This is a genomic window from Verrucomicrobium sp. BvORR034 (assembly GCF_000739635.1).
Taxonomy (GTDB): Bacteria; Verrucomicrobiota; Verrucomicrobiia; order Verrucomicrobiales; family Verrucomicrobiaceae; genus Verrucomicrobium.
Genome location: NZ_BATQ01000025.1, coordinates 1 through 20,214, shown reverse-complemented (window position 1 = coordinate 20,214; position 20,214 = coordinate 1). Strand labels below are relative to the sequence as shown.

The 20,214-nt window shown below is 62.0% G+C and carries 16 protein-coding genes; 9 read left to right on the top strand and 7 right to left on the bottom strand.

Annotated features, from left to right (window positions below):
• From BV034_RS05030 to BV034_RS05005, 6 genes are all read left to right on the top strand, one after another.
• On the top strand, positions 1-1,400 hold a 1,400-nt coding region (locus BV034_RS05030), incomplete at its 5' end, for a M60 family metallopeptidase (protein WP_265592644.1).
• 752 nt (positions 1,401-2,152) lie between these two features.
• Positions 2,153-2,974: an STM4013/SEN3800 family hydrolase gene (locus tag BV034_RS05025; protein WP_050024756.1), complete on the top strand. Its 822-nt coding sequence runs from the start codon at positions 2,153-2,155 to the stop codon at positions 2,972-2,974.
• Entirely contained in the window at positions 2,971-4,287 is a 1,317-nt protein-coding gene (locus BV034_RS05020) for an STM4012 family radical SAM protein (protein WP_050024750.1), read from the top strand. The genes BV034_RS05025 and BV034_RS05020 overlap by 4 nt, the downstream gene beginning before the upstream one ends.
• A 13-nt stretch (positions 4,288-4,300) precedes the next feature.
• Positions 4,301-5,218: an STM4011 family radical SAM protein gene (locus tag BV034_RS05015; protein ID WP_050024748.1), complete on the top strand. Its 918-nt coding sequence runs from the start codon at positions 4,301-4,303 to the stop codon at positions 5,216-5,218.
• A 9-nt stretch (positions 5,219-5,227) separates the two neighbouring features.
• A complete protein-coding gene (locus tag BV034_RS05010) occupies positions 5,228-5,605 on the top strand; it encodes a hypothetical protein (RefSeq protein WP_050024747.1) in 378 nt (125 codons plus the stop codon).
• 11 nt (positions 5,606-5,616) lie between these two features.
• The gene (locus BV034_RS05005; protein WP_050024745.1) at positions 5,617-6,558 is read left to right on the top strand and encodes a DUF6745 domain-containing protein; all 942 of its coding nucleotides are present in this window, start codon (positions 5,617-5,619) and stop codon (positions 6,556-6,558) included.
• Here BV034_RS05005 and BV034_RS05000 read toward each other — a convergent pair.
• From BV034_RS05000 to BV034_RS04980, 5 genes are all read right to left on the bottom strand, one after another.
• Positions 6,534-7,712: an STM4014 family protein gene (locus tag BV034_RS05000; RefSeq protein WP_265592643.1), complete on the bottom strand. Its 1,179-nt coding sequence runs from the start codon at positions 7,710-7,712 to the stop codon at positions 6,534-6,536. The genes BV034_RS05005 and BV034_RS05000 overlap by 25 nt on opposite strands.
• A gap of 4 nt (positions 7,713-7,716) precedes the next feature.
• Positions 7,717-8,658 (bottom strand): STM4015 family protein, encoded by a 942-nt coding sequence (locus BV034_RS04995; RefSeq protein WP_063768680.1) that lies wholly within the window; start codon positions 8,656-8,658, stop codon positions 7,717-7,719.
• Between the two features lie 81 nt (positions 8,659-8,739).
• The gene (locus tag BV034_RS04990) at positions 8,740-9,903 is read right to left on the bottom strand and encodes an aminotransferase class V-fold PLP-dependent enzyme (RefSeq protein WP_050024737.1); all 1,164 of its coding nucleotides are present in this window, start codon (positions 9,901-9,903) and stop codon (positions 8,740-8,742) included.
• Positions 9,904-9,979: 76 nt separating this feature from the next.
• Positions 9,980-11,194: a magnesium/cobalt transporter CorA gene (gene corA, locus BV034_RS04985; RefSeq protein ID WP_050024735.1), complete on the bottom strand. Its 1,215-nt coding sequence runs from the start codon at positions 11,192-11,194 to the stop codon at positions 9,980-9,982.
• A 38-nt stretch (positions 11,195-11,232) separates the two neighbouring features.
• Positions 11,233-11,604, bottom strand: coding sequence for a type II toxin-antitoxin system RelE/ParE family toxin (locus BV034_RS04980; protein WP_050024733.1), 372 nt, complete (start codon positions 11,602-11,604; stop codon positions 11,233-11,235).
• 123 nt (positions 11,605-11,727) lie between these two features.
• Between BV034_RS04980 and rpiB the strand changes: the two genes are divergently transcribed.
• Positions 11,728-13,974 (top strand): ribose 5-phosphate isomerase B, encoded by a 2,247-nt coding sequence (gene rpiB / locus BV034_RS36710; RefSeq protein ID WP_050024731.1) that lies wholly within the window; start codon positions 11,728-11,730, stop codon positions 13,972-13,974.
• A 606-nt stretch (positions 13,975-14,580) separates the two neighbouring features.
• Here the strand turns inward: rpiB and BV034_RS04970 are convergent.
• Positions 14,581-15,342: an alpha/beta hydrolase gene (locus BV034_RS04970; protein ID WP_050024730.1), complete on the bottom strand. Its 762-nt coding sequence runs from the start codon at positions 15,340-15,342 to the stop codon at positions 14,581-14,583.
• Positions 15,343-15,453: 111 nt separating this feature from the next.
• Positions 15,454-16,179, bottom strand: coding sequence for an SET domain-containing protein-lysine N-methyltransferase (locus BV034_RS04965; protein ID WP_063768679.1), 726 nt, complete (start codon positions 16,177-16,179; stop codon positions 15,454-15,456).
• Positions 16,180-16,434: 255 nt separating this feature from the next.
• Here BV034_RS04965 and BV034_RS04960 point away from each other — a divergent pair, with 255 nt between their 5' ends.
• Both BV034_RS04960 and BV034_RS04955 read left to right on the top strand, forming a co-directional pair.
• Entirely contained in the window at positions 16,435-17,880 is a 1,446-nt protein-coding gene (locus BV034_RS04960) for a PQQ-binding-like beta-propeller repeat protein (RefSeq protein ID WP_265592642.1), read from the top strand.
• 33 nt (positions 17,881-17,913) lie between these two features.
• Positions 17,914-20,196 carry a dienelactone hydrolase family protein gene (locus tag BV034_RS04955; RefSeq protein ID WP_050024728.1) on the top strand — a complete coding sequence of 761 codons (2,283 nt, stop codon included), beginning with the start codon at positions 17,914-17,916 and terminating at the stop codon, positions 20,194-20,196.
• Positions 20,197-20,214 lie beyond the last annotated feature (18 nt).

The window sequence follows — 20,214 nt, the reverse complement described above, 5'->3', positions numbered from 1 at the left end:
CCGCCCAACCGCCGGGACGCAACTCCCTCCAGGGCGCGGTCATGAGCGCCCTGGGTGAAGGCGACTCCGGCATACCCACCAAGGAACAGCCCCTGACCATGGCCCAGCACTCCTCCCAGCGCATCCGGCTGGGCATGGAGACCCGCGTGCTGCGTCTCGCCAGCAGCCCCACCGTGGCCGCTCACCCTGCCTCCGCCGTGTTTCCCGGACAGCCAGCCAAGGATGCACCTCGCGTGACCAAGGAAATAACCGTGGATGCCAACATCGACGGTTGGACCAGCACCGGCCTCTATGCGGTGGCGGGCGAACCCATCACCGTGACCGTGCCGGAAGCCATGGTGGGAAATGGTTTCTCCATTCGCGTGGGCTGCCACAGCGACACGCTCTACCACCTGGAGAGCTGGCGTCGTGCACCGGACATCACCCGCACAGTGGGTATCGAGAATGTCGAAACCAAGATGGGCACCGCGTTTGGCGGCCTGGTTTACATCACCGTTCCAGGAAGGGCGCGGCGGAATGCCTCGGAACCATTCAAGGTGAAGATCGCGGGTGCAGTCGAGTCGCCGTACTTCAAGCTCGGTCGCGACACCGATGACCAGTGGAACTCCATCAAGAAAGCCCAGGGCCCCTGGGCAGAACTGGCCAGCGAAAAGATGGTGGTGAGCCTGTCCAGCGAAGTGGCCCGCAAGATCACCAACCCCACCGAGCTCATGGAATTCTGGGACCGCGTGGTCACAGCGCAAGATGACATCGCCAACCAGACCGCCGAACGCACCCGTCCGGAACGCATGGTCGGCGACGTGCAGATCAGCGCCGGTTTCATGCACTCCGGCTACCCCATCATGATCCACACCCCGGAAACGGTGGAGATGGTCACCTACGGCCGCATCAAGTACCCCGGCTGGGGATTCTACCATGAGATCGGCCACAACCACCAACGCGGCAACTTCACCTTCGAAGGCACCGGCGAGGTCACCAACAACGTCTTTGGCCTCTATTGCTACACCGAGGTGCTCAAGAAGGACCTCTTGATTGGTCACGGTGGCGTCAGCCCCGAGTCCATCAAGAAGCACATTGATGCCGCCAAGAAAGCCAAGGATGAAGGCGAGAAGTGGGCCATCTGGAAGGGCGATCCCTTCCATGCCCTGACCACATACGTCCAGCTCGTACAAGGCTTTGGCTGGGAGAACTACAAGAAGTACATCTGGTCCTTTGCCGATCCCTCCTTCGGCCCCACGCCCAAGAACGATGAGGAAAAACGCGATCAGTTTCTGATCCGGTTCTCCAAGATCACGAAAAAGAACCTCGGACCGTTCTTTGAGTTCTGGGGCATTCCTGTCACTTCCAGCGCGAAGGCCGAAGTGAGCAAGCTGGAAGCTTGGATGCCGAAGGAGCTTTGAGTTCAGTAGGCAGTTGGCAAGGTGTGGGGCGGTGATTGTGCAGAGGATCTCCCTCACCCTGCCATCCTTCGAGTGCTTGGTTCGGCCGCACACAGGCGCGGTCAACTGAGCGGGGCTAGGACCCCCCGCCTCCCTTATTCACAACAAGCTTCAAGGCCACTTGGCCGCAGAGTAAAGGAGGCGGGGTCTCCGGCCCCGCGGGTGTACGAAGGGAGAGGCGCTCGCAGTGCGCCTGGCATCCTGACTGCCTATGAGGCGGCTCAACAATGGAACATTGTCGATTGCAGCTTGTCCCGGTGCTGTAGCGTGTTTGCAGTCGAACCCGGAGGGTTCACCATGAATAGCCATGAGGTCGGCCGAGCGTAGCGAGGACTACCCATGGTAGCTCCCTCGGGTCTTCTACCACGGAGTGGTAGGCCCATCGCATTGACCTGCCCCTGAGACCCTTCCCGCGATCTCACACTCACCGAAGCTTGCACCATCAGGCCTACCGCTCCGCGGTAGAACACGCGCCCTCACATCCACGGGTTGCACTCGCTACGCTCGCTCCACCCGTGGCTAGTCGTGGCGAACCCTCCGGGTTCAATTCCAACTTCTCTTCCGGAAAGTTCACACCCCTCCCTGTCTCAGGTCTGATGTCTGGCAGTCTGGTGTCTGGCGTCTCCGCCCTCAGGCGGCTCCAGTCTGCTGCCTCCCGCGCAGCGGGCCCGTTTTTCCGTTGCAGCCCTCCCGCCGTTCAGGAAACATGCCTCATGCCTTGGGACATGAACGGCATTGTGGGCAGCCACGATATTCTGATGCTGGTGCTGGATACACTGCGCTACGATGTGGCGGAGCGGGAGCATCGTGCCGCCCGGACGCCGAACTTTGCCGCCCTTCTGCCGTCCGGCTGGGAGAAGAGGCACACCCCCGGCAGCTTCACGTATGCGGCGCACCAGGCATTCTTTGCCGGGTTCCTGCCCACGCCGGCCGATCCTTCAGCCGACAACACGCGACTCTTTGCCGCGAAGTTCGCAGGCAGTGAAACCACCGGAAACCGCACCAAGACCTTTGAAACCGACAACTGGGTCACCGGCTTGGCGGACGAGGGCTACCACACGATCTGCATCGGCGGTGTCGGCTTCTTCAATCAACAGACCGCCGTCAGCCGAGTCCTGCCCGGTCTCTTTCACGAAGCGCACTGGAGCGCTGAGATGGGCGTGACCAACCGCCACTCCACAGAGCTGCAATTCGCCAAAGCGGCGGAACGTCTGGCTGCACTGGATCCTGACCAGAAGAGCCTGCTCTTCATCAACGTTTCCGCCCTGCACCAGCCCAACTACTTCTACTGCCGGGACCAGGGACCAGATGATCTGGAGAGCCACGCGGCCGCACTGCGCTATGTGGATTCCCAACTCCCGCTGCTCACCGCCGCCCTGCAACAGCGCCAGCGCCCTGTCTTCTGCCTCATCCTCTCCGATCACGGCACTGCCTATGGTGAAGAAGGCTGGACGGGCCACCGGTTGGCCCATCCGTCGGTATGGACCGTGCCATACGGCGAGACGGTGCTGACTCCCGCAAAGGAGGCCGCATGAACTTCCGCACCTACTTTCAGAGTGGCGGTTTCTTCCAAGGGTACGCCTATGCGTATCCTCACAAGATGGCGTATCAACGTCTCGAACCCGCCCTCCCCCTTCGTGATCTCTGGTCGGGGGAAGATCGAAGTGCACTATTCCTCTATGCCCACATCCCGTTCTGCGAGATGCGCTGCGGCTTCTGCAATCTCTTCACCACCACCGGCGCGGACGATCCGCTCACGCGCCGCTATCTGGACACCCTGGAGCGGCAGGTGGAGCAGGTGCATGAGGCGTTGGGTCCGGATGCCCAATTCGCCCGCGGGGCGGTTGGTGGCGGCACCCCCACCTTCCTGGCACCGGAAGAGCTGGACCGCTTGTTTAACATCTTGAACCGCTTCCAGCGCGCGCCGCACATGCCCCTGGCCGTGGAGATGTCTCCCGGCACGGTCACCACCGACCGTCTGGCGGTGCTCAAGCATCACCGGGTGACGCGCGCCAGCATCGGGGTCCAGAGTTTCATCGAGAGCGAAACCCGCACCCTGGGCCGCCCTCAAAAGATCGACAAAGTCCGGCAGGCCCTGGGCACGCTTCAAGAGGCGGCGTTCCCGGTGTTGAACATCGACCTGATCTACGGCATGCAGGGCCAGACGACTGCGTCTCTGGAGCGATCCCTGAATGAGGCGCTGTCCTTCACCCCACAAGAAATTTACCTCTATCCTCTCTATGTCCGCCCGCTCACCGGCTTACACCGCATCGGGCGGGAGCCGATGGATGAGCGCATGGACCTCCTCCGGCATGCCGTGGACTTTCTGACCTCAAAAGGGTGGCGTCAGGTGTCCATGCGGCTCTTCCGCGCACCGGGCTATGAACCTCCCGAAGGTCCCGTGTACTGCTGCCAGGAAGACGGCATGGTAGGCCTGGGCGCGGGTGCGAGGTCTTACACCACCCGGTGGCACTACTCGTCAGAGTACGGAGTCAGCCAGAACAAGGTGCGCGAAATTCTCGATCAATACCTGCGAACTCCGTCGAGCCAGTTCGCCGCGGCCGACTATGGCTGTGGGCTGAACGACGAGGAGCAACAACGCCGGCATCTCATCAAGAGCCTGTTGCGGAACGATGGCCTGAGCCACGCCGAATGGTCGGACCGCTTCCAACGCCCCGTCATGGAGGCCTTTCCCCACCTCACCGAGCTGATGGAAGAAGGTGCCCTTCGAGATACAGGCGACCACTTGCAGCCTACGCGCCGCGGGCTGGAACTCTCCGACGTGATCGGTCCCTGGCTCTTCTCTGATGCCATGAAGGCCCGGATGAGTGCGTTCGAACTTTCATGAAGAGGTGCGCGCCATGACTGACGACGCCTGGACCATCCTCTACCGCGGGCCGCTTTCGAGCTGCAACTACGGCTGCACCTACTGCCCCTTTGCCAAGACGAGCAACACACGCGCTGAACTGGCCGAAGATGCCGCCCGCCTTGAGCGATTCGTCACCTGGGTTCAGGAAATCAACCGGCCCGTCCGGCTGCTTTTCACCCCTTGGGGTGAGGCCCTGGTGCACCGTGCGTATCAGCAGGCCCTGGCCACGCTGAGCCATACGCCACATGTGGGCACCGTCTCCATTCAGACCAACCTCTCCTGCAAGCTGGACTGGCTGCATTCCTGTGACTGGACCCGCGCTGCCCTTTGGACCACCTGGCACCCCACCCAAACGCCGCGTCAGAAATTTCTGACCCAATGTGAACGACTGGAAGCCGACGGTGCCCGCTACAGCGTGGGCGTAGTGGGCATGAAGGAGCACTTCGACGAGATCGAGCAGTTGCGCCAGGAGTTGCCACCCCACGTGTACCTCTGGGTGAACGCCTACAAACGGGATCCCGCCTACTACAGCGAGCAGGAGGTCCGGCAGCTCATGGACATCGATCCCGTGTTTCCCGTGAACAATCGCCGCCACGCCAGTCTGGGCAGGGCCTGCCGCGCGGGTCACACCGCCTTCACCGTGGATGGGGACGGACACGCCCGGCGCTGTCACTTTATCAAGGACGTCATTGGGAACATCTATGAGCCTGACTTCCCCAACCGGCTTGCGCCGCGCCCCTGCGGCACGGCCACGTGCGGCTGCCACATTGGCTACATCCACATGGAGTCGCCGGGACTGACTCAAGTGTTTGGCGATCAGACACTTGAACGCATCCCTCTTGGCTGGCCTCACCAGCGCCCAGACCCGGCCCAGATTTCCGCCTTGGCAGAGGGCGGCGTTGCGGGTTAGGCTTCCCGCATGTTTGACTGGTTGTTCCCCAAAAAGAAGGTCAGCAAAGAGGTCTCCAAGCCCTCTTTGTTCAGCAAGCCTGCGGCCCCCATGTGGCGACAGGGGGATGTGTTCATCCTCCAGGCCAAGGCGCTACCCAAGGGGGAGCATCAGGTGGTGAAGCCCGTGTTGGCTGAAGGTGAAGTCACAGGCCATGCCCACCGCGTGGAACGGGCAGCCGATGCGCGGGTGCTCAGCACCGGAGGCGGTCGATACCTGGAGGTCCTGGCTGACGAGACCACCATCGTGCATGAGGAGCACGGTCCCATCACCCTGCCCAAGGGGATCTATGAAATACGCATCCAGCGGGAGTACAGCCCGCAGGAAATCCGTCGCGTGGTGGACTGAAGACTGGACCCATGAACGAAATTCCCTCTGCAGAACTGGCGGCACTAATCGCCTCCGGCAAGGCTCCTGCCGGAGCCCGCACTGGCGTGCTGGATCTCACCAAACAACCCACCCTCACCGGCCTGCCCGCCGGGCTGCAATGCCACACCCTGCGCGCGGGCGGCACCGCGCTGCGCAGCCTGCCCGCCGACCTCTCTGTCAGTCACAAGCTGGACCTCACGGGATGCGAGTCCCTGGAATTCCTGCCCGCCAATCTCAAGACCGGGGTGCTGGTGCTCCGCGGTTGCGTGAAATTACAAGCCCTGCCGGAAGGGCTGGACGTGGACTACCTCGACATCAGCGACTGCCGGGCGCTCTCCACCTGGCCCGCCTCCGTGAAGGTGCACATTGGCAATGTCACCGCGCCCAACTGCACCGCCCTGACCAGCCTTCCCACAAATCTGGGCCCGATCAACTCGCTCGATATCCGGAACTGTACCCAGATCAAAACTCTGCCGGATGGCGTGAACATCCTGTCCTGGATCGACTTCGCGGGCACCGGGATCACGCAATTGCCCGATCATCTGCAAAACATCGGTCTGCGCTGGCGGGGCGTGGCCGCGAACCGGCGGATCGTGCTCGAACCCGAAACCCTCACCACAGAGGAGATCCTTGCCGAGCGCAACGCCGAGGTGCGCCGCGTCATGATCGAGCGGGTGGGGCTGGAGCGATTCCTCGCTGAATCCAAGGCGGAAACCCTGCATGAAGACACCGATCCCGGCGGAGCGCGCAAGCTCTATCGCCTGCCCCTCCCGGATGACGAAGATCTGGTGTGTGTTTCCGTGAACTGCCCGAGCACCGGCCGCCACTACCTCATACGGGTGCCCCCTGCCATGAAGACCTGTCACCAGGCCGTGGCGTGGACAGCGGGATTCGACAACCCCGCAGACTACGCGCCGCTGGTGGAGACCTGAGTCAGCATCGCCTCCAGCTCCCAGTCATAAGTCTCGCGCCCCTCCCAGAGCAAATCCGGCAGGAAATCGCCAAACGCATTGGCCTCAAGAACGAGGAAACGACGAAAGCCGCTCGTGGGAGCGATGTCCAGACTGACGTGCAAAGAGGCTGGAAACGCCGCCGCAGCTCCCTCTGCGGTGGCGAGGAGGCGCTGCCACGCCTCCTCGCCCATGTGCTCGCGCAACTGCGCCGCATCCCCGCGCCGACCTCCGAGCTGGAGATTGGTCATGGGGGCTTCACTGAGCCGGGGCACCACGTGTCGCGCCCCTCCCGCGATCACCACCACGCGCAGATCCATGCGCAGCCCCTGCCAGCCCGCCTTGGGCACCCACTGCTGCACATAGGCGCGATGCCGGGTGACGTGGTCGCACAGCCGCTTCACCTCAGCGGGATCCGTGTAGCGCTGGAGCTGACGGCGGTTGAACAACTTCACCCCGCCCGAAGGAGCATCCTGCATCTCCACCGTCGTCCGGGCCTGAATGCCCCGATGGGGTGAAACCTCCAGGGCCACCACCCCGGAGGCGGAAGAACCGTGACAGGGTTTCAGGAACAACCTTCTCCACGCCCCCGCCGGCCGCTCCATCATCTCCCGGATTTCCTCATAGCCGCCCGTGATGACGCTGGATGCCGCAGGGCAGGCGACACCAGCCGCCTCCAGCCTCTCCTGGCAGGCGTGCTTGTGAAAGAGGATCGCCACCTCCTCGGGCGGGCTGGAGCAGATGACATGCGGGGCCCGGGTAGCCAAGGCATCCCTGATCTCCTGCAAAACCTTCCTCCACCCCAGCCACCACTGCGCCTGGGCCACGATCAGACCCGGTTGTGCAGTCATCGAGCCCACTTCATCCGTCGTCCAGGATTCAAAGCAGGGCTCCAGGGAGCCTTCCGCCCCCCGCTGCAAGAGTGCCTGCTCCACCGCCCAGTCTTTTCCCGGAGACTCCAGTCGGAGCCAGCACCGGGAATGCTGCCGGAGTTCAGCCCAGTTCACACCGCCCCGAATGACGTCCAGCCACGACCAGTGGTGCACGCACACCCGGGGTTCCCGGGAGACGGCCGCATCCAGATACATGAGCCTCTTTGTCCCGGGGATGCCGATGACAAAGAGGTGCTCTCGCAAGTCCTCACTCACCCACAGCGACGTAGTAGCTGATCTCACCGCGCCATTCGTCCGGTTTCTGCTGATCCTCCACGATCACTCCCGGGATGCGCTGCTTGAGCTTCTCACACATCGCGGCGGAGAGATAGTTGTGATGCAAGTCCAGCACCTTGAGCGAAGCCGCCGCCGGCGACTCCAGAAGGGCCTGAGCCCCTTCATCCCTTAGGATTCCCAGCGAGAGATCCACGCTCTGGAGCCGGTCCAACAGCGGTGACTTGGCCAGGGTTTGGGCCACCTCATTGGCGATCTCGGAGTTCCGCACGCCCAGATGCTTGAGCGTGGGCAGCAGACGCCCCTCCAGCACAGGAAGCAGATCCTCCAGTGTGCCATCCCATCCATAGCCATCACTGCCGGTCCAGACTTCCAGATGCTCCAGGCAGAGGAACTGGGATTTGATGATCTGTTGCAGCAACGTCCGCGACATCCCACCGGTCTCCACAATCAATGACTGGAGGTAGTCGTGCCGCACCCCTTCACCAAAGGAGAGCCCGTTGCCACCTCGAACCCGGAAGTGCTCCAGCTGGGGATAGGCCGCAAACAGAGGAGACACATCCGACTGCTCGATCCAGGAGATCTCGTTCTCCTCACTCAGAATGTCCGCGAGAAAGATGCCTTTCAGATTGGGCAGTGCATGCCGGGCCGAGACGAGGAGCTGCACGATGCCCTCGCTGTTGTTGGAGGGATCATCGCCCGCCCAAGCCCCGATGATGATGCCACGGGTGTCTTTGCACTCCGGCTTGGAGACAAAGCGGGAGAAGAGCTCCTCCATGGAGATCTCCGTATCCCAATCCCGCACCAACCGGTAGATGGCGCCTTTGTAGTCCAGATTGCCTTTCTGTGACGCCTCCTCGTCGAAGATCCGTACGGGAAGACCCAGCCAGTTTGTTGCATGTTCGTGCAGTGCCATAGGGGTAGGACCTATGAAATGCCAGAACGCAGGCCGGATGACCAGCCTGGAATCGTGATTTTTTTGCCGGAGACGCCCCCGTCAGCTGGCGCTGGCAATCAATTCCACCACCCGGTCAATCTCCGCTTCCGTGTTGTACACATGTGGGCTGAAGCGCAGGTGCACCACGCCCGCCCGGTTGTGGCGGAGGGAGACGACCACCTGATGGGCCGCCAGATGCTCGAACACCCGCTCCAGAGACACGCCGCCACTGCGGGTGGCAGTGGTGATGCCGGAGGCCGTTGCGCCATCGGTGGGCGGCAATACCTCGAACCCCAGCTCCTGCAACCGGGGCACCAGATGCCGCTTCAGCGTGAGCAGGCGGTTGCTGACGTTCTCGATGCCAAACTCCAGCAGCATCTCCAGGCCGGCGCGCATGCCATAGAGGCCCGCGGCATTGAGCACGCCCGGCTCATACCGGCGGCCGCCTTTTTCAAAGACCACCTCATCCTGGGCGATGAAGTTGGGCGATCTCACGTTCCACGCCCCCACCAGGCTGGGGCGCAGCATTTCCTGAACCTCATCACGGACGTAGAAAACCCCGGCCGCCATCGGCCCCAGCATCCACTTGTGGGCATCCGCGCTCAGGAAGTCCACATGCTCCACGGAGGTGTCAAAGGCACCGAGCGTCTGAATGGCATCCAGGCAGAAAAGCACGCCGCGCTGGCGCAGCATGCGGCCGATGGCATTCACATCGATCCGGCAGCCGGTGAAGAAGTGGCAAGAAGCCAGGGCCACGAGCTTCGTCTTGGGCGTCAGCGCCTGCTCCACGGAATCCACCGTGATCGCCCCGGGTGCATCCGTCTTGATGAACTTCAGCACCACACCGTGGCGTTGCAGATCCATCCAGGGATACACATTGGCCGGATAGTCATCGTGATAACACACGATCTCATCGCCCGCCTGCCAGGGCAGCCCGTTGGCCACCAGGCTGAGCCCCAGGGAGGTGGGCCCGAGCAGGGAGATCTCGCTGGCCTTGGCCCCGATGAGCTGGCCTGCAACGATGCGCGTCTCATTGAGATGACGCCACACGTCCCCGCTCTCCTGGTGCTGGAGGCTGCACATCTCCAGGTACTCCTGCATGGCCCGCGTGACGCGACGCGGCAGGATGCACACGCCCGCGTGCGCCATGAAGATGCTTTTCTCCGCCACGGGGAACTCAGCAGTGCGGGTGGCTTCGGAGGCGAGAAGTTCGTCGAGCGTCATAGATGGGAGCGGGGGGAAAACAGGAATACGTTTCCGCCTCAGACAGCGGAGCGCACATTCCATGGCACCCGCCTCCCTAGAGCCATTTCTTCTTCTTGAACAAGAAGAACATGCCGGAAACAATGGTCACGCAGATCGTCCAGAAGCCGATGGGATAGAACCAGGGATAGGCCCATCCGGTCTCCAGCTCTGGCATGTGCTGGAAGTTCATGCCATACACACCCGCCAGGAAGGACAGGGGCATGAAGATGGTGGAGAGCACCGTGAGCACCTTCATGGTCTGGTTCATGCGATGGCTCATCGCATTCATGTAGGTCTCCATGATGGAGATGCTGACCTCCCGGTAGGTCTCCATGAGCTCAATGACCTGCACGGCATGATCATAGACATCCCGCATGAAGAGGGAGGCGGTCTCTGAGAACAAATCATGATCCAGCCGCTGCAGACCGTGAATCAGCTCACGCATGGGCCAGAACTCCCGACGGAGCAGGAGCAACTCGTGCTTGAGGTGGTGAATGCGGTTGATCACTCCCGGCGTGGGCCGGAGGAGCACCTCTTCCTCCAGATCCTCCAGACGGTCGCTATAGTCTCCCAGCACGGGGAAACACTGGTCCACGATCGCGTCCAGCAGCGCGTAGAGCAGGAAGCTCACGTCGTTCTGCCGGATGCGGGATCCCGTCTTGCATATGCGCTGGCGGACCGGGTCCCAGATATCTCCACGCGTAGGCTGGAAGGTGAGCAGCGTGTGCTTCCCCACAAAAAAAGAGATCTGCTCACAGTGCAGCTCCTTCTTTTCCATGGAGATCATCTTGGCCACCAGGAAGAGCCGGGCCTGATGCCCGTCATCCCCAGGGTAGATCTCCACCTTGGGCCGGGTGCAGGGGTTGAGCGTATCCTCCACCGCCAGCGGGTGCAGATCGTACTTTGCCACCAGGGCCTGGATCACCTTCATGTCGGTGAGGCCGTCCACATTGATCCACCTCACGGAGGACCACGCCGGTCGGTGCTGGGCCAGAAAGTCGTCGATGTCCAGGATATCGACGGCGCACACCTCAGTGGGGGCGTAGTCGATGCAGGTCACAATGACGCGGTCCGGGCTGCTGGTCATCTTGCCCAGATCCGCCACCTCGATGCCGGGGGCGCTCCCCGGCTCACGACCAAAGAGGCGCGGAAGGAGGAAGCGAGGTCGATCGCACGCCCCATCTTCTCCAGAGGCCCCCACCTCCAGATCTTCATCGAGACTGGAGGGGTTCTTTTTGTCTTTGGGATCGGACGCAGTCGATGGATTCATAAGGAATCTGGTCTCGCCGTCCCGGCCCGCGGTGCGGCTCAGACCATCTTCAGGGTGCGCTCGCCCTCTTCAATGAGTTTCCAGAAACTTTTTGATTCCCCAAGGACTTCGTCCTCCCCGGCGCTGCCAAGGTTGCTGCGGAAAAGGAAGTCCTTGAGCGTGTTGCCATGCAGCACGCGGTGCACTTTCACATGGGAATCCTCGACCGCGAAGTAGATGCGGTAGTCGCCCGCCCGGCAGCGGTAGAGCTTGCCCGTGCCGCGCACGATGACGCCATAGCGCTGCTCGATCCGGTTCTGGTCCACGTCTTCAGGCTGAATGTTCAATGCCTCCAGCAGGGTGAACTGCACCGGGGTCGGCAGCCGGGACAATTCGGAGGCGCTGATCTCATTGAATACAATCTGAAGCATGCGCGGGACAGTAGCGGGGAGCGTGCCGTTGAAAAGCCAAACTTCGCCGCGACTTTGACAAACCCGGTGGGAGGGGGCATTTTCACTGCCCCCGCTTCCGACCAACCCTTACCTATACTGCCCTTGAAACGCGTCCTCTTTGTGTGCACCGGCAACACCTGCCGCAGCCCGATGGCGGAGGCCCTCTTCCGCGATCTCGTCAAAGAGCGCCGCGACTACCAGGTCCTCTCCGCCGGAGTAGGTGCCTACCCGGGAGACAGCGCCAGCCGGAACACGTTGGAACTGCTGCGCCGCATGGGCCTGGATCTGGCCGGATTCAAGAGCCAGCAGGTCTCCAAGGAGCTCCTGGATGACGTAACGCACATCTTTGCCCTGTCTGAAGGCCACCTGCGCGCGATCGAAATGATGTTCCCCGAGGCCTCCGACAAGGCCTATCTGGTGAGCGAATTCGCCGCCGATGACGAACTGCGGGGCCGGGACGTGCACGATCCCTTCGGCGCAGGCATCGACGCCTACGAAGAGACTCGCGACATCCTGCTCAAGGTCCTGCCCAGCGTGGTCGCCTACATTGACCAGACGTTTGAAAAACAGAACGGCTCCACTCCAGAAGCTGGAGACGCCACGGCTGCTCCCAGCGCAGAAAGCGCCACTCCAGCCGCTCCGGCGGTGGAAACGGCCCCTGCCGTGAAGCTCCCCTCCGTCGCCATCGGCACAGACCACGGCGGTTTGGAGATGAAGAACGCCATTGTGGCCCGCCTCCGCTCCAAAGGCTACCCCGTGAGCGATCTCGGCACCCACGGCAAGGGCAGCGTGGACTACCCTGACTTCGCCGAAGCGGTCTGCCACCGCGTCCTCAGCGGCGAGGTGAGTGCTGGCGTGCTGGTCTGCACCACCGGCATTGGCATGAGCATCACGGCCAACCGCCACCCCGGCATCCAGGCTGCTCTGGTCCACAATGTGGCCACCGCCAAGGTGACCCGGGAGCACAACAACTCCAACGTGGTCTGTCTGGCTGGCGCCACCACGTCGCTGGATGACGCAGTCGAGATCGTGGAGACCTTTGTCTCCACCCCCTTCGAAGGCGGTCGCCATGCCCGCCGGGTGGACAAGATGAACTCCCTGCGCAAGCGGGCGGCGGATGTGATAAAGCAGGTGGACCCGGCTATTGCCGAGCTCATCGTCGCAGAAGAACACCGCCAGCAGAACAACATCGAGCTCATTGCGAGCGAGAACTTTGCGAGCCGTGCTGTGCAGGCCGCCCAGGGCACCTGCCTTACCAACAAATACGCCGAAGGCTACCCCGGCAAGCGCTGGTACGGCGGCTGCGAAGAGGTGGACAAGGTGGAGCAACTCGCGATTGACCGCGTGTGCCAGATCTTTGGTGCCAAGTATGCCAACGTCCAGCCCCACAGCGGCTCCCAGGCAAACGCGGCCGTCTATTTCTCCGTGCTGGATCCCGGTGACCGGATCCTGACCATGGACCTGAGCCACGGCGGGCACCTCACCCATGGCAACAAGGCCAACTTCTCCGGCCGCTTCTACGAAGTGGTGCACTACGGCGTGAGCCCGAAGGACGAGCGGATCGACTACGACGCACTGGCCAAGAAGGCCGAGGAGTGCAAGCCCAAGATGATCACCGCCGGGGCCAGCGCCTATCCCCGGATCATTGACTTCGCCCGCATGGCGGAGATCGCCAAGAGCGTGGGCGCCTACCTCTTTGTGGACATGGCCCATATCGCCGGCCTCGTGGCAGGCGGCGTGCACCCCAGCCCCATGCCGCACGCAGACTTCGTCAGCTCCACCACGCACAAGAGCCTGCGCGGCCCGCGCGGCGGCATCGTGCTGACGAACAACGAAGAGCTGGCCAAGAAGATCAACTCCCAGGTCTTCCCCGGTGTGCAAGGCGGACCGCTCATGCACGTGATCGCGGCCAAGGCTGTTTGTTTCCATGAAGCCCTGCAGCCCTCCTTCAGGGCATATCAGCAGCAGGTAGTGCGCAACGCCCAGGCCCTGGCCAACGCCATGACCTCCCACGGCTACCGCATCGTCAGCGGCGGCACGGACAACCATGTCATGCTCGTGGACCTGCGTCCCCGCGGCCTCAACGGCAAGCTGGCCCAGGAAACCCTCGACCTCGCAGGCATCACCGTGAACAAGAACGGCATTCCGTTCGACACGGAGAAGATCACCCTGGGCGGCGGCATCCGCATGGGCACGCCCGCCGTCACCACCCGCGGCATGAAGGAGTCCGAGATGAAGCAGATCGCCGCCCTCATCCACGAGGCGCTGGAGTATCGCGACAAACCGGTGATCCTGGATAACATCAAGCGCACCGTGGCCGACATCAATCGCAGCTTCCCGCTGCCGTGATGAGCCAGTGCGTCAGTGGGCAGTGCGTCAGTGCGTCAAGGTGTTGGGATTGAAGCTGTACGGAGTCCAGGCTTCAGTCTGCGTTGGGTTTGCGAGCCAAGTCGGGGATGATGGAAGTTGTTCGTAGATCCGTCCCGCATGCGGGACGGTGAAGCGCTTCCTCCGCTTCATCCTCGGCACACTTGTGCCGCAAATGGCAGGCCGAGGAGTCAACTTCTCCCACCATCGCCAACACCTCGTACTCTCCCAAGGAGCGGCGGTTTGTGCTTGCACAACCGCCGAGGGAAGGCGGAGCGATTGAGCACCAAAACTCCCATCGCCGTATGTGGGCCCATCGCTGTTGGCGGGCTTGGACGTAGCCTTCCCCGGGCCACCCTGCGAGCCCTTCGCCTCGAGTCCCGGAGGGACCATCGGACTGTAGCCGGTGGTGACAACCACCGGATCTCACGATCCCTCCCATCTTGCGTCCCGGAGGGACGCCGGATCGTTGCGCTGCATGGTGCCCGCCCCAACACCGGGCGCATCTCCAATTCCACTGATTCCGCATAAATGCGGTACTCCAACCCTGCCACCAACGCCAAATAACCGCCCACCACTTACCAATCTTCACTTCATCACCTTCCGCAACCACGCCACCATCTCACTTGCGTAAGCCGCCGTCCCCCACGGCCCCATGCCGTGGCCACCGCCGGGCACGGTGATGAGGTCGCACACATTTCCCAGGGACTTCATCTTCTTCTGAAATGCCGTGGACTGCTCATAGGGCACGGTGGGGTCCTGGTCGCCATGAATGAGCAGGTACGGCGGCATGCCGGCTTTGACCGCATTGATGGGTGATGCCTTGCCCAGCGTGATGAAATCCGCCTCGTCCGGTTTAGTCTTCACGCCGAACATCTTCGCGGCCCCCTCCTTCACCTCCTGGCGCGCCCGGGCCCGGATCTCCAGGTCGTGCGGGGCATAGAACGGCACCACGGCCGCGACTTGTGTGTCACCTTGGGACCGGGCTCCGGCATAGGAAACAAGGTGACCTCCGGCAGACTCCCCCACCAGGGCGATGCGGCGCACGTCCACCTTGTACTCTGCGGCATGCGCCCGCACCCAGCGGATGGCGGTTTCCACGTCCTCCAGACATGCAGGCCAGGGCCGCTGCCCCGCCAGGCGGTAGTTGATGGTGAACCACGCAAAGCCCGCTTTGCTCAGCGGCTCGAACAAAGGCTTGATGTAGGTGGTCTTGTCCCCTTTGTCGAAGCCGCCCCCATGCACCAGGATGATCGTGGGGAAAGGCCCCGGCCCCTGCCCCTCAGGCACAAACGCGTCCAGCGTGAGGCTCACCCCATCGGGTTTGGCGAATTCAATGTCTTGAACCAAACCCGCCTGACTCACGCTCGAAAGGCAACTCCAACCCACCAACAGAATCAGTACACGAAAAAGGGCGACGCAATGCATCGCCCTTGAACGCCTCTGCTTTGACAGGTCTTGCTATTTCGCAGCAGGTTTGGACTTTTTGGCAGCCTGCTTCTTCTTGGCGGGAGCTTTGACGCTCTTGGCGACCGTCTTTTTGACAGCAATCTCTTTCTTCGCGGTGACAGTCTTTTTGGCAGCGACCTCTTCCTTGGCGACGCTCTTCTTCGTCACGCTCTTCTTGCCCTTGGCAACCTTTTTCACGGCTTGAGCCGCCAGCGCCTTCTTCTCTTCGCGCGCTTTCTTGCTGGCCACCTTTTTCTTCAGGGCGGGCCAATAGTCGTCTCCCGCGATGTAGCCCACGCACGAGGCGGTGCCGCAGCGGCAGGGATGGTCTTCCCAGCACTCCAGGTCAAAGCCGTAGTTGAAGGTGAGTTCCTCACCCTTCTTGATGTCGCGCAGGGCCACGAACCAGATCTCCTGCTCGTCCCAAGTCTGAGCCTCCACGTTGGGCTCACAGGAGTGGTTCATGAGACGGGCCGTGTTCCACGACACGTTGCCGTCGATGTCCCACTCGTCATTGAGGATGAACATGTACACGCGGGCACCGTCGTTTTCCTTGGCCTCGTCCAGCAGGGCGTTGGCGCGGCGATCGCTCTCGTCTTTGTCCACGCGCTCACCCACATATTCCACGATCCACGTGTCCTTCGGGATCGCCTTCCGGGCGTAGAGGCCGCGGCCGTGGATCTGAGAGTTGCGGACAACGTACCACTCGTTGGGCTGGGGCTTGGGATTATTGGCCATGATTGCTGAAGAACGGCATGGTGTCCGCCCCGTCACACAAGTCAAGGCAAAGCAGCCTCTCCATCAGAAGAGCTTCGATTCACATCCTCCCAAATCGAGCGCTGACTTGCTGCAACAAGCGATTGGATTTGGCCTCGTGTTCCGTACCATGCCACTGTGACGACGCCTTTTTCGAGATTCCTTTGCGCCGCGGTCCTGAGTTGGTCCTCCACCACGCTCAGGGCGGAACCATGGAAAGACCCCGCCCCGCCCACGGTGCATGCCCCAAAGGAGGCGGCTCCAACCAAACCCGTCGCATTTGACCGGCTCAAATTTTACGCCGCCCCTTCCCCACTGAATCCGGCAGCGAAGACCAGCGACTGGCACCGCTTTCTGGGTCCGACCGACGATGCCACTTCCCCCGAATCCCATCTGCTCCATCAGTGGCCGGTGGAGGGGCCGGCGAAGGTCTGGGAGGTGGGCAAAGGTGACGGCTACACCTCCCCCGCCATCCAGGGTGACCGCCTCGTGTTGTTTCATGCGGAGGAGGGCAAAGAAGTGCTGGAATGCCTGCATCCCGAGACCGGACAGCGCTACTGGACCCAGGGCTATCCCATGGAGTACCGGGACCGCTATGGCTTCGCCAACGGGCCCCGCAGTTCACCGGTGATTGCCGGAAACCGCGTACTCACCCATGGCGTGACCAGCATCCTGACCTGCACTGACCTTACGACAGGGCAGATTCTCTGGCAGCGGGACCTGCGCACGGAGTTTCATGTGCCGCAAGACTTCTTCGGCCAGGGCAGCAGTCCCCTGGTACTGGGAAACAAGGTGATCGTCAACGTGGGCGGCAAAGGGCGACCAGTGCCCAACGATGACAGCGAGGCCCGCTACACCGCCCTGGCGGATCCTGGACTGAGCGTGGGGGCCTTTGACCTGGAGACCGGCAAAGTCCTCTGGGGGGTGAAAGACGACTGGGGTGCCAGCTATGCCTCTCCCGTCCCGGCCACGATCCATGGCAAGCCCGTGGTGCTGATCTACGCCGGCGGTGAAGGCAATCCTGCGACAGGGGGGCTGTTGACAATCAATCCCGAGGACGGCTCCGTTTACGACCGCCACCCCTGGCGCGCCGAGGAATACATCCAGGCCACGGGCACCTCCCCAGTGGCCATCCCTGGTCAAAACCGCGTCTTCATTTCCACCGCCTATCCCAAGAACCGCCCCCTCGGCGGAGTGATGCTGGAGTTCGATGAACAACTGAAGTCAAAGGAGCTCTGGAACTCCAAGAAGTTCGCCGTGCACTGGATGAACCCGGTGTACAAGGACGGCTGCCTCTACGGCATTCACGGCGAGACCGAACGCCAGGCCGTGCTGGTGTGCTACGATGTGGCGACGGGCAAGGAGAACTGGCGTGAAGACCTCTACTGGGATGACACGGAGCTCAATCCCGGCCGCACCGCCCGCATGGGCGCCCAACGCGCCAGTCTGCTGCTGGTGGATGGCCAGTTCCTGTGCCTCGGGGAACTGGGCAGCCTGCTCTGGCTGGACCTGAATGCCCAAGGCTGCAAGGTCACCGCCAAGTCCCAGCTCTTCTACGCCCCCCACACCTGGTGCCTCCCCGCCGTGAGCCGCGGTCTGCTGTATGTGACCCAGAACTATGATGAGCAAGTGCGCGGCCGCACCGGCCAGCGGATGCTCTGCTATGACCTGCGGGGCAAGTAAGTGAAGCCACCATCAAAGAGAACGTCTTCCCATATGATTCGCTGCCTGCTGTTTCAAGCCGCTGTCTGGTCCACGCTCCTGGCCCTGCCCACTCCCGGCAAGGCCCAGGATGACCGCCTGCCCAACACGGGTGCTTTCCCATGGAAGGAAGACGATGTCTCCGCACATCTCATGGATGGTGCGCATCAGTTCGCAGATACCCGCATTGCAAGAGCCATTCAGAGTCGCGAAGAGCAAGCCTCGAAGGACGCCACCAAGGAGGCACTCACTGCCCTGCGGAAAAGACTGCAGCACCTCATCGGCCTGGTCGATGAACGAGTCCCGCCTGTCGCTTTCGAGAAATTCGGCACGGGCAGCCAGCCCGGACTGGTGGCTGAGACCAAGGACTTCCGCATCTGGCAAGTCCGCTGGCCAGTGCTTCCCTCCTATTGGGCGGAGGGGTTGCTCGTGGAACCGACAGGCGCAAGCGCAAGCGCCGCCTGGGTCGCTCTGCCAGACGCAGATGAAACTCCGGAGGATGTCCTGGGGCTCGGGATCGCGGCTCCGGCTCATCATCAGCACGTGATGCAGCTGGCACGCGCAGGGGTCACCATCATCGTGCCCGCTTCGATCAACCGAAAAGAATATGTCGTGGGTTTAGGAAACAATCCACCCAAGCCCATTGGGCAGAGCCATCGCGAGTGGCTGCATCGCCAGTCCTTCCACATGGGGCGTCACATCCTTGGCTATGAAGTCCAGGCTGTGCTGGCGGCCACGGACATCCTGCTCAAATCGAACTCCAGCCAGAACGTGCTGTGCAGCGGCTATGGCGAAGGCGGCCTCGTTGCCCTGCTGGCTGCTGCGGCAGATGAGCGTCTGCAAGGCAGCCTCATCTCAGGCTACTTTGGCCAGAAGGTGCCTTCATGGGAACAGCCCCTGTACCGCAACATCCAATCATTTGAGAGTGATCTGGGCGTGTCCGGCTTGATTCGATTGCAGCAAGGCCGCCCCCTGATCATCCACGCCGTGAATGGGCCTGAGTCCTCCGACCCCAAGGGCAACCTCGCAGCCTCTGTGCAACGGCCGGAAATCGAGAGGCTTTTGCGCTCATTGAGCGAGGCAACTCGCACGGCCTGCCAGGTGATCGATGCTCCCCAAGTGGGTGGTAAAGACATCGCCAGGCTCATCGACTCCCTGCCAGAGCCTGCCCCCGAATTGCTCCAGGACCTACGTCCTGGATTCGACAGCGCCGAACGTCATCTGCGTGTGTTCAAAGGGATCGAGGCGCACGTCCAGCAATTGATCCGGGACGCCGACGCCCTGCGTGATGAAAAGTTCGCCTACAAAGCAGAGCCCGGGCTCCGGCGCGGCAACTGGTCCACCAAACGCAGCCATCCCACTCTGGATCCCACCCGTTTCATCGAAGCTTCCAATGCCCGGCGGGAGACTTTCTCTCGCGAAGGCATGGGGGAATTTGATGCGGAACTGCTGCCTCTGAATCCACGGTCGCGAAAGATCATTGAGAACGATCAATGGACGGCGTGGGATGTGGTGCTCGACGTCTATCCAGACCTCTCTGCCTGGGGCGTCCTCATTCTGCCCAAAGGCATCAAGGCTGGAGAGAAGCGCCCAGTCGTCGTCGTGCAGCACGGGCGGAACGGATTGCCTCGCGATTGGGTTGATGCGGGCAAACCTGCCTACTCCAATGCAGGAGCAGAGCTCGCCCAGCGGGGATTCGTCGTGTTCTCCCCGCACAACATCTACCGTGGCGAAGATCGCTACCGCTGGCTGAACCGGAAGGCCAATGCGGTGGGCGCCTCACTCTTCTCCTTTATCATTCCAAGCCACCGCCAGATCCTCAACTGGCTCAAGACGCTTCCTCAGGTGGACTCCCAACGCATCGCTTTCTACGGGCTGAGCTACGGAGGGGAGTCTGCGATGAGAATTCCTGCGGTGCTCCAGGACTACTCGGCCGTGATCTGCTCCGGAGACTTCAACCAATGGACGCGCAAGGTCGCCGCCACAGACTATCCGGGCAGCTTCATGTATTCCACCGAGTGGGAAATGCCTTACTGGAACCTCGGCCAGAACTTCGACTACGCAGAAATGAGCTACTTGATCTTTCCACGGCCTTTCATGGTGGAGCGTGGGCACCATGATCTGGTCGCACCCGATGTCTGGGTGGCTTACGAGTACGCGAAGGTCCGCTATCTCTATGCCCAGTTCGGCATGGCCGATCGGACGGAGATCGAGTTCTTTCAAGGAGGACATTCCATCAACGATCAGAACACCTTCCGCTTTCTCCACCGCCACCTCCGCTGGCCAGAACCGAAGTAAATTGGGGGAGGCTGGAAC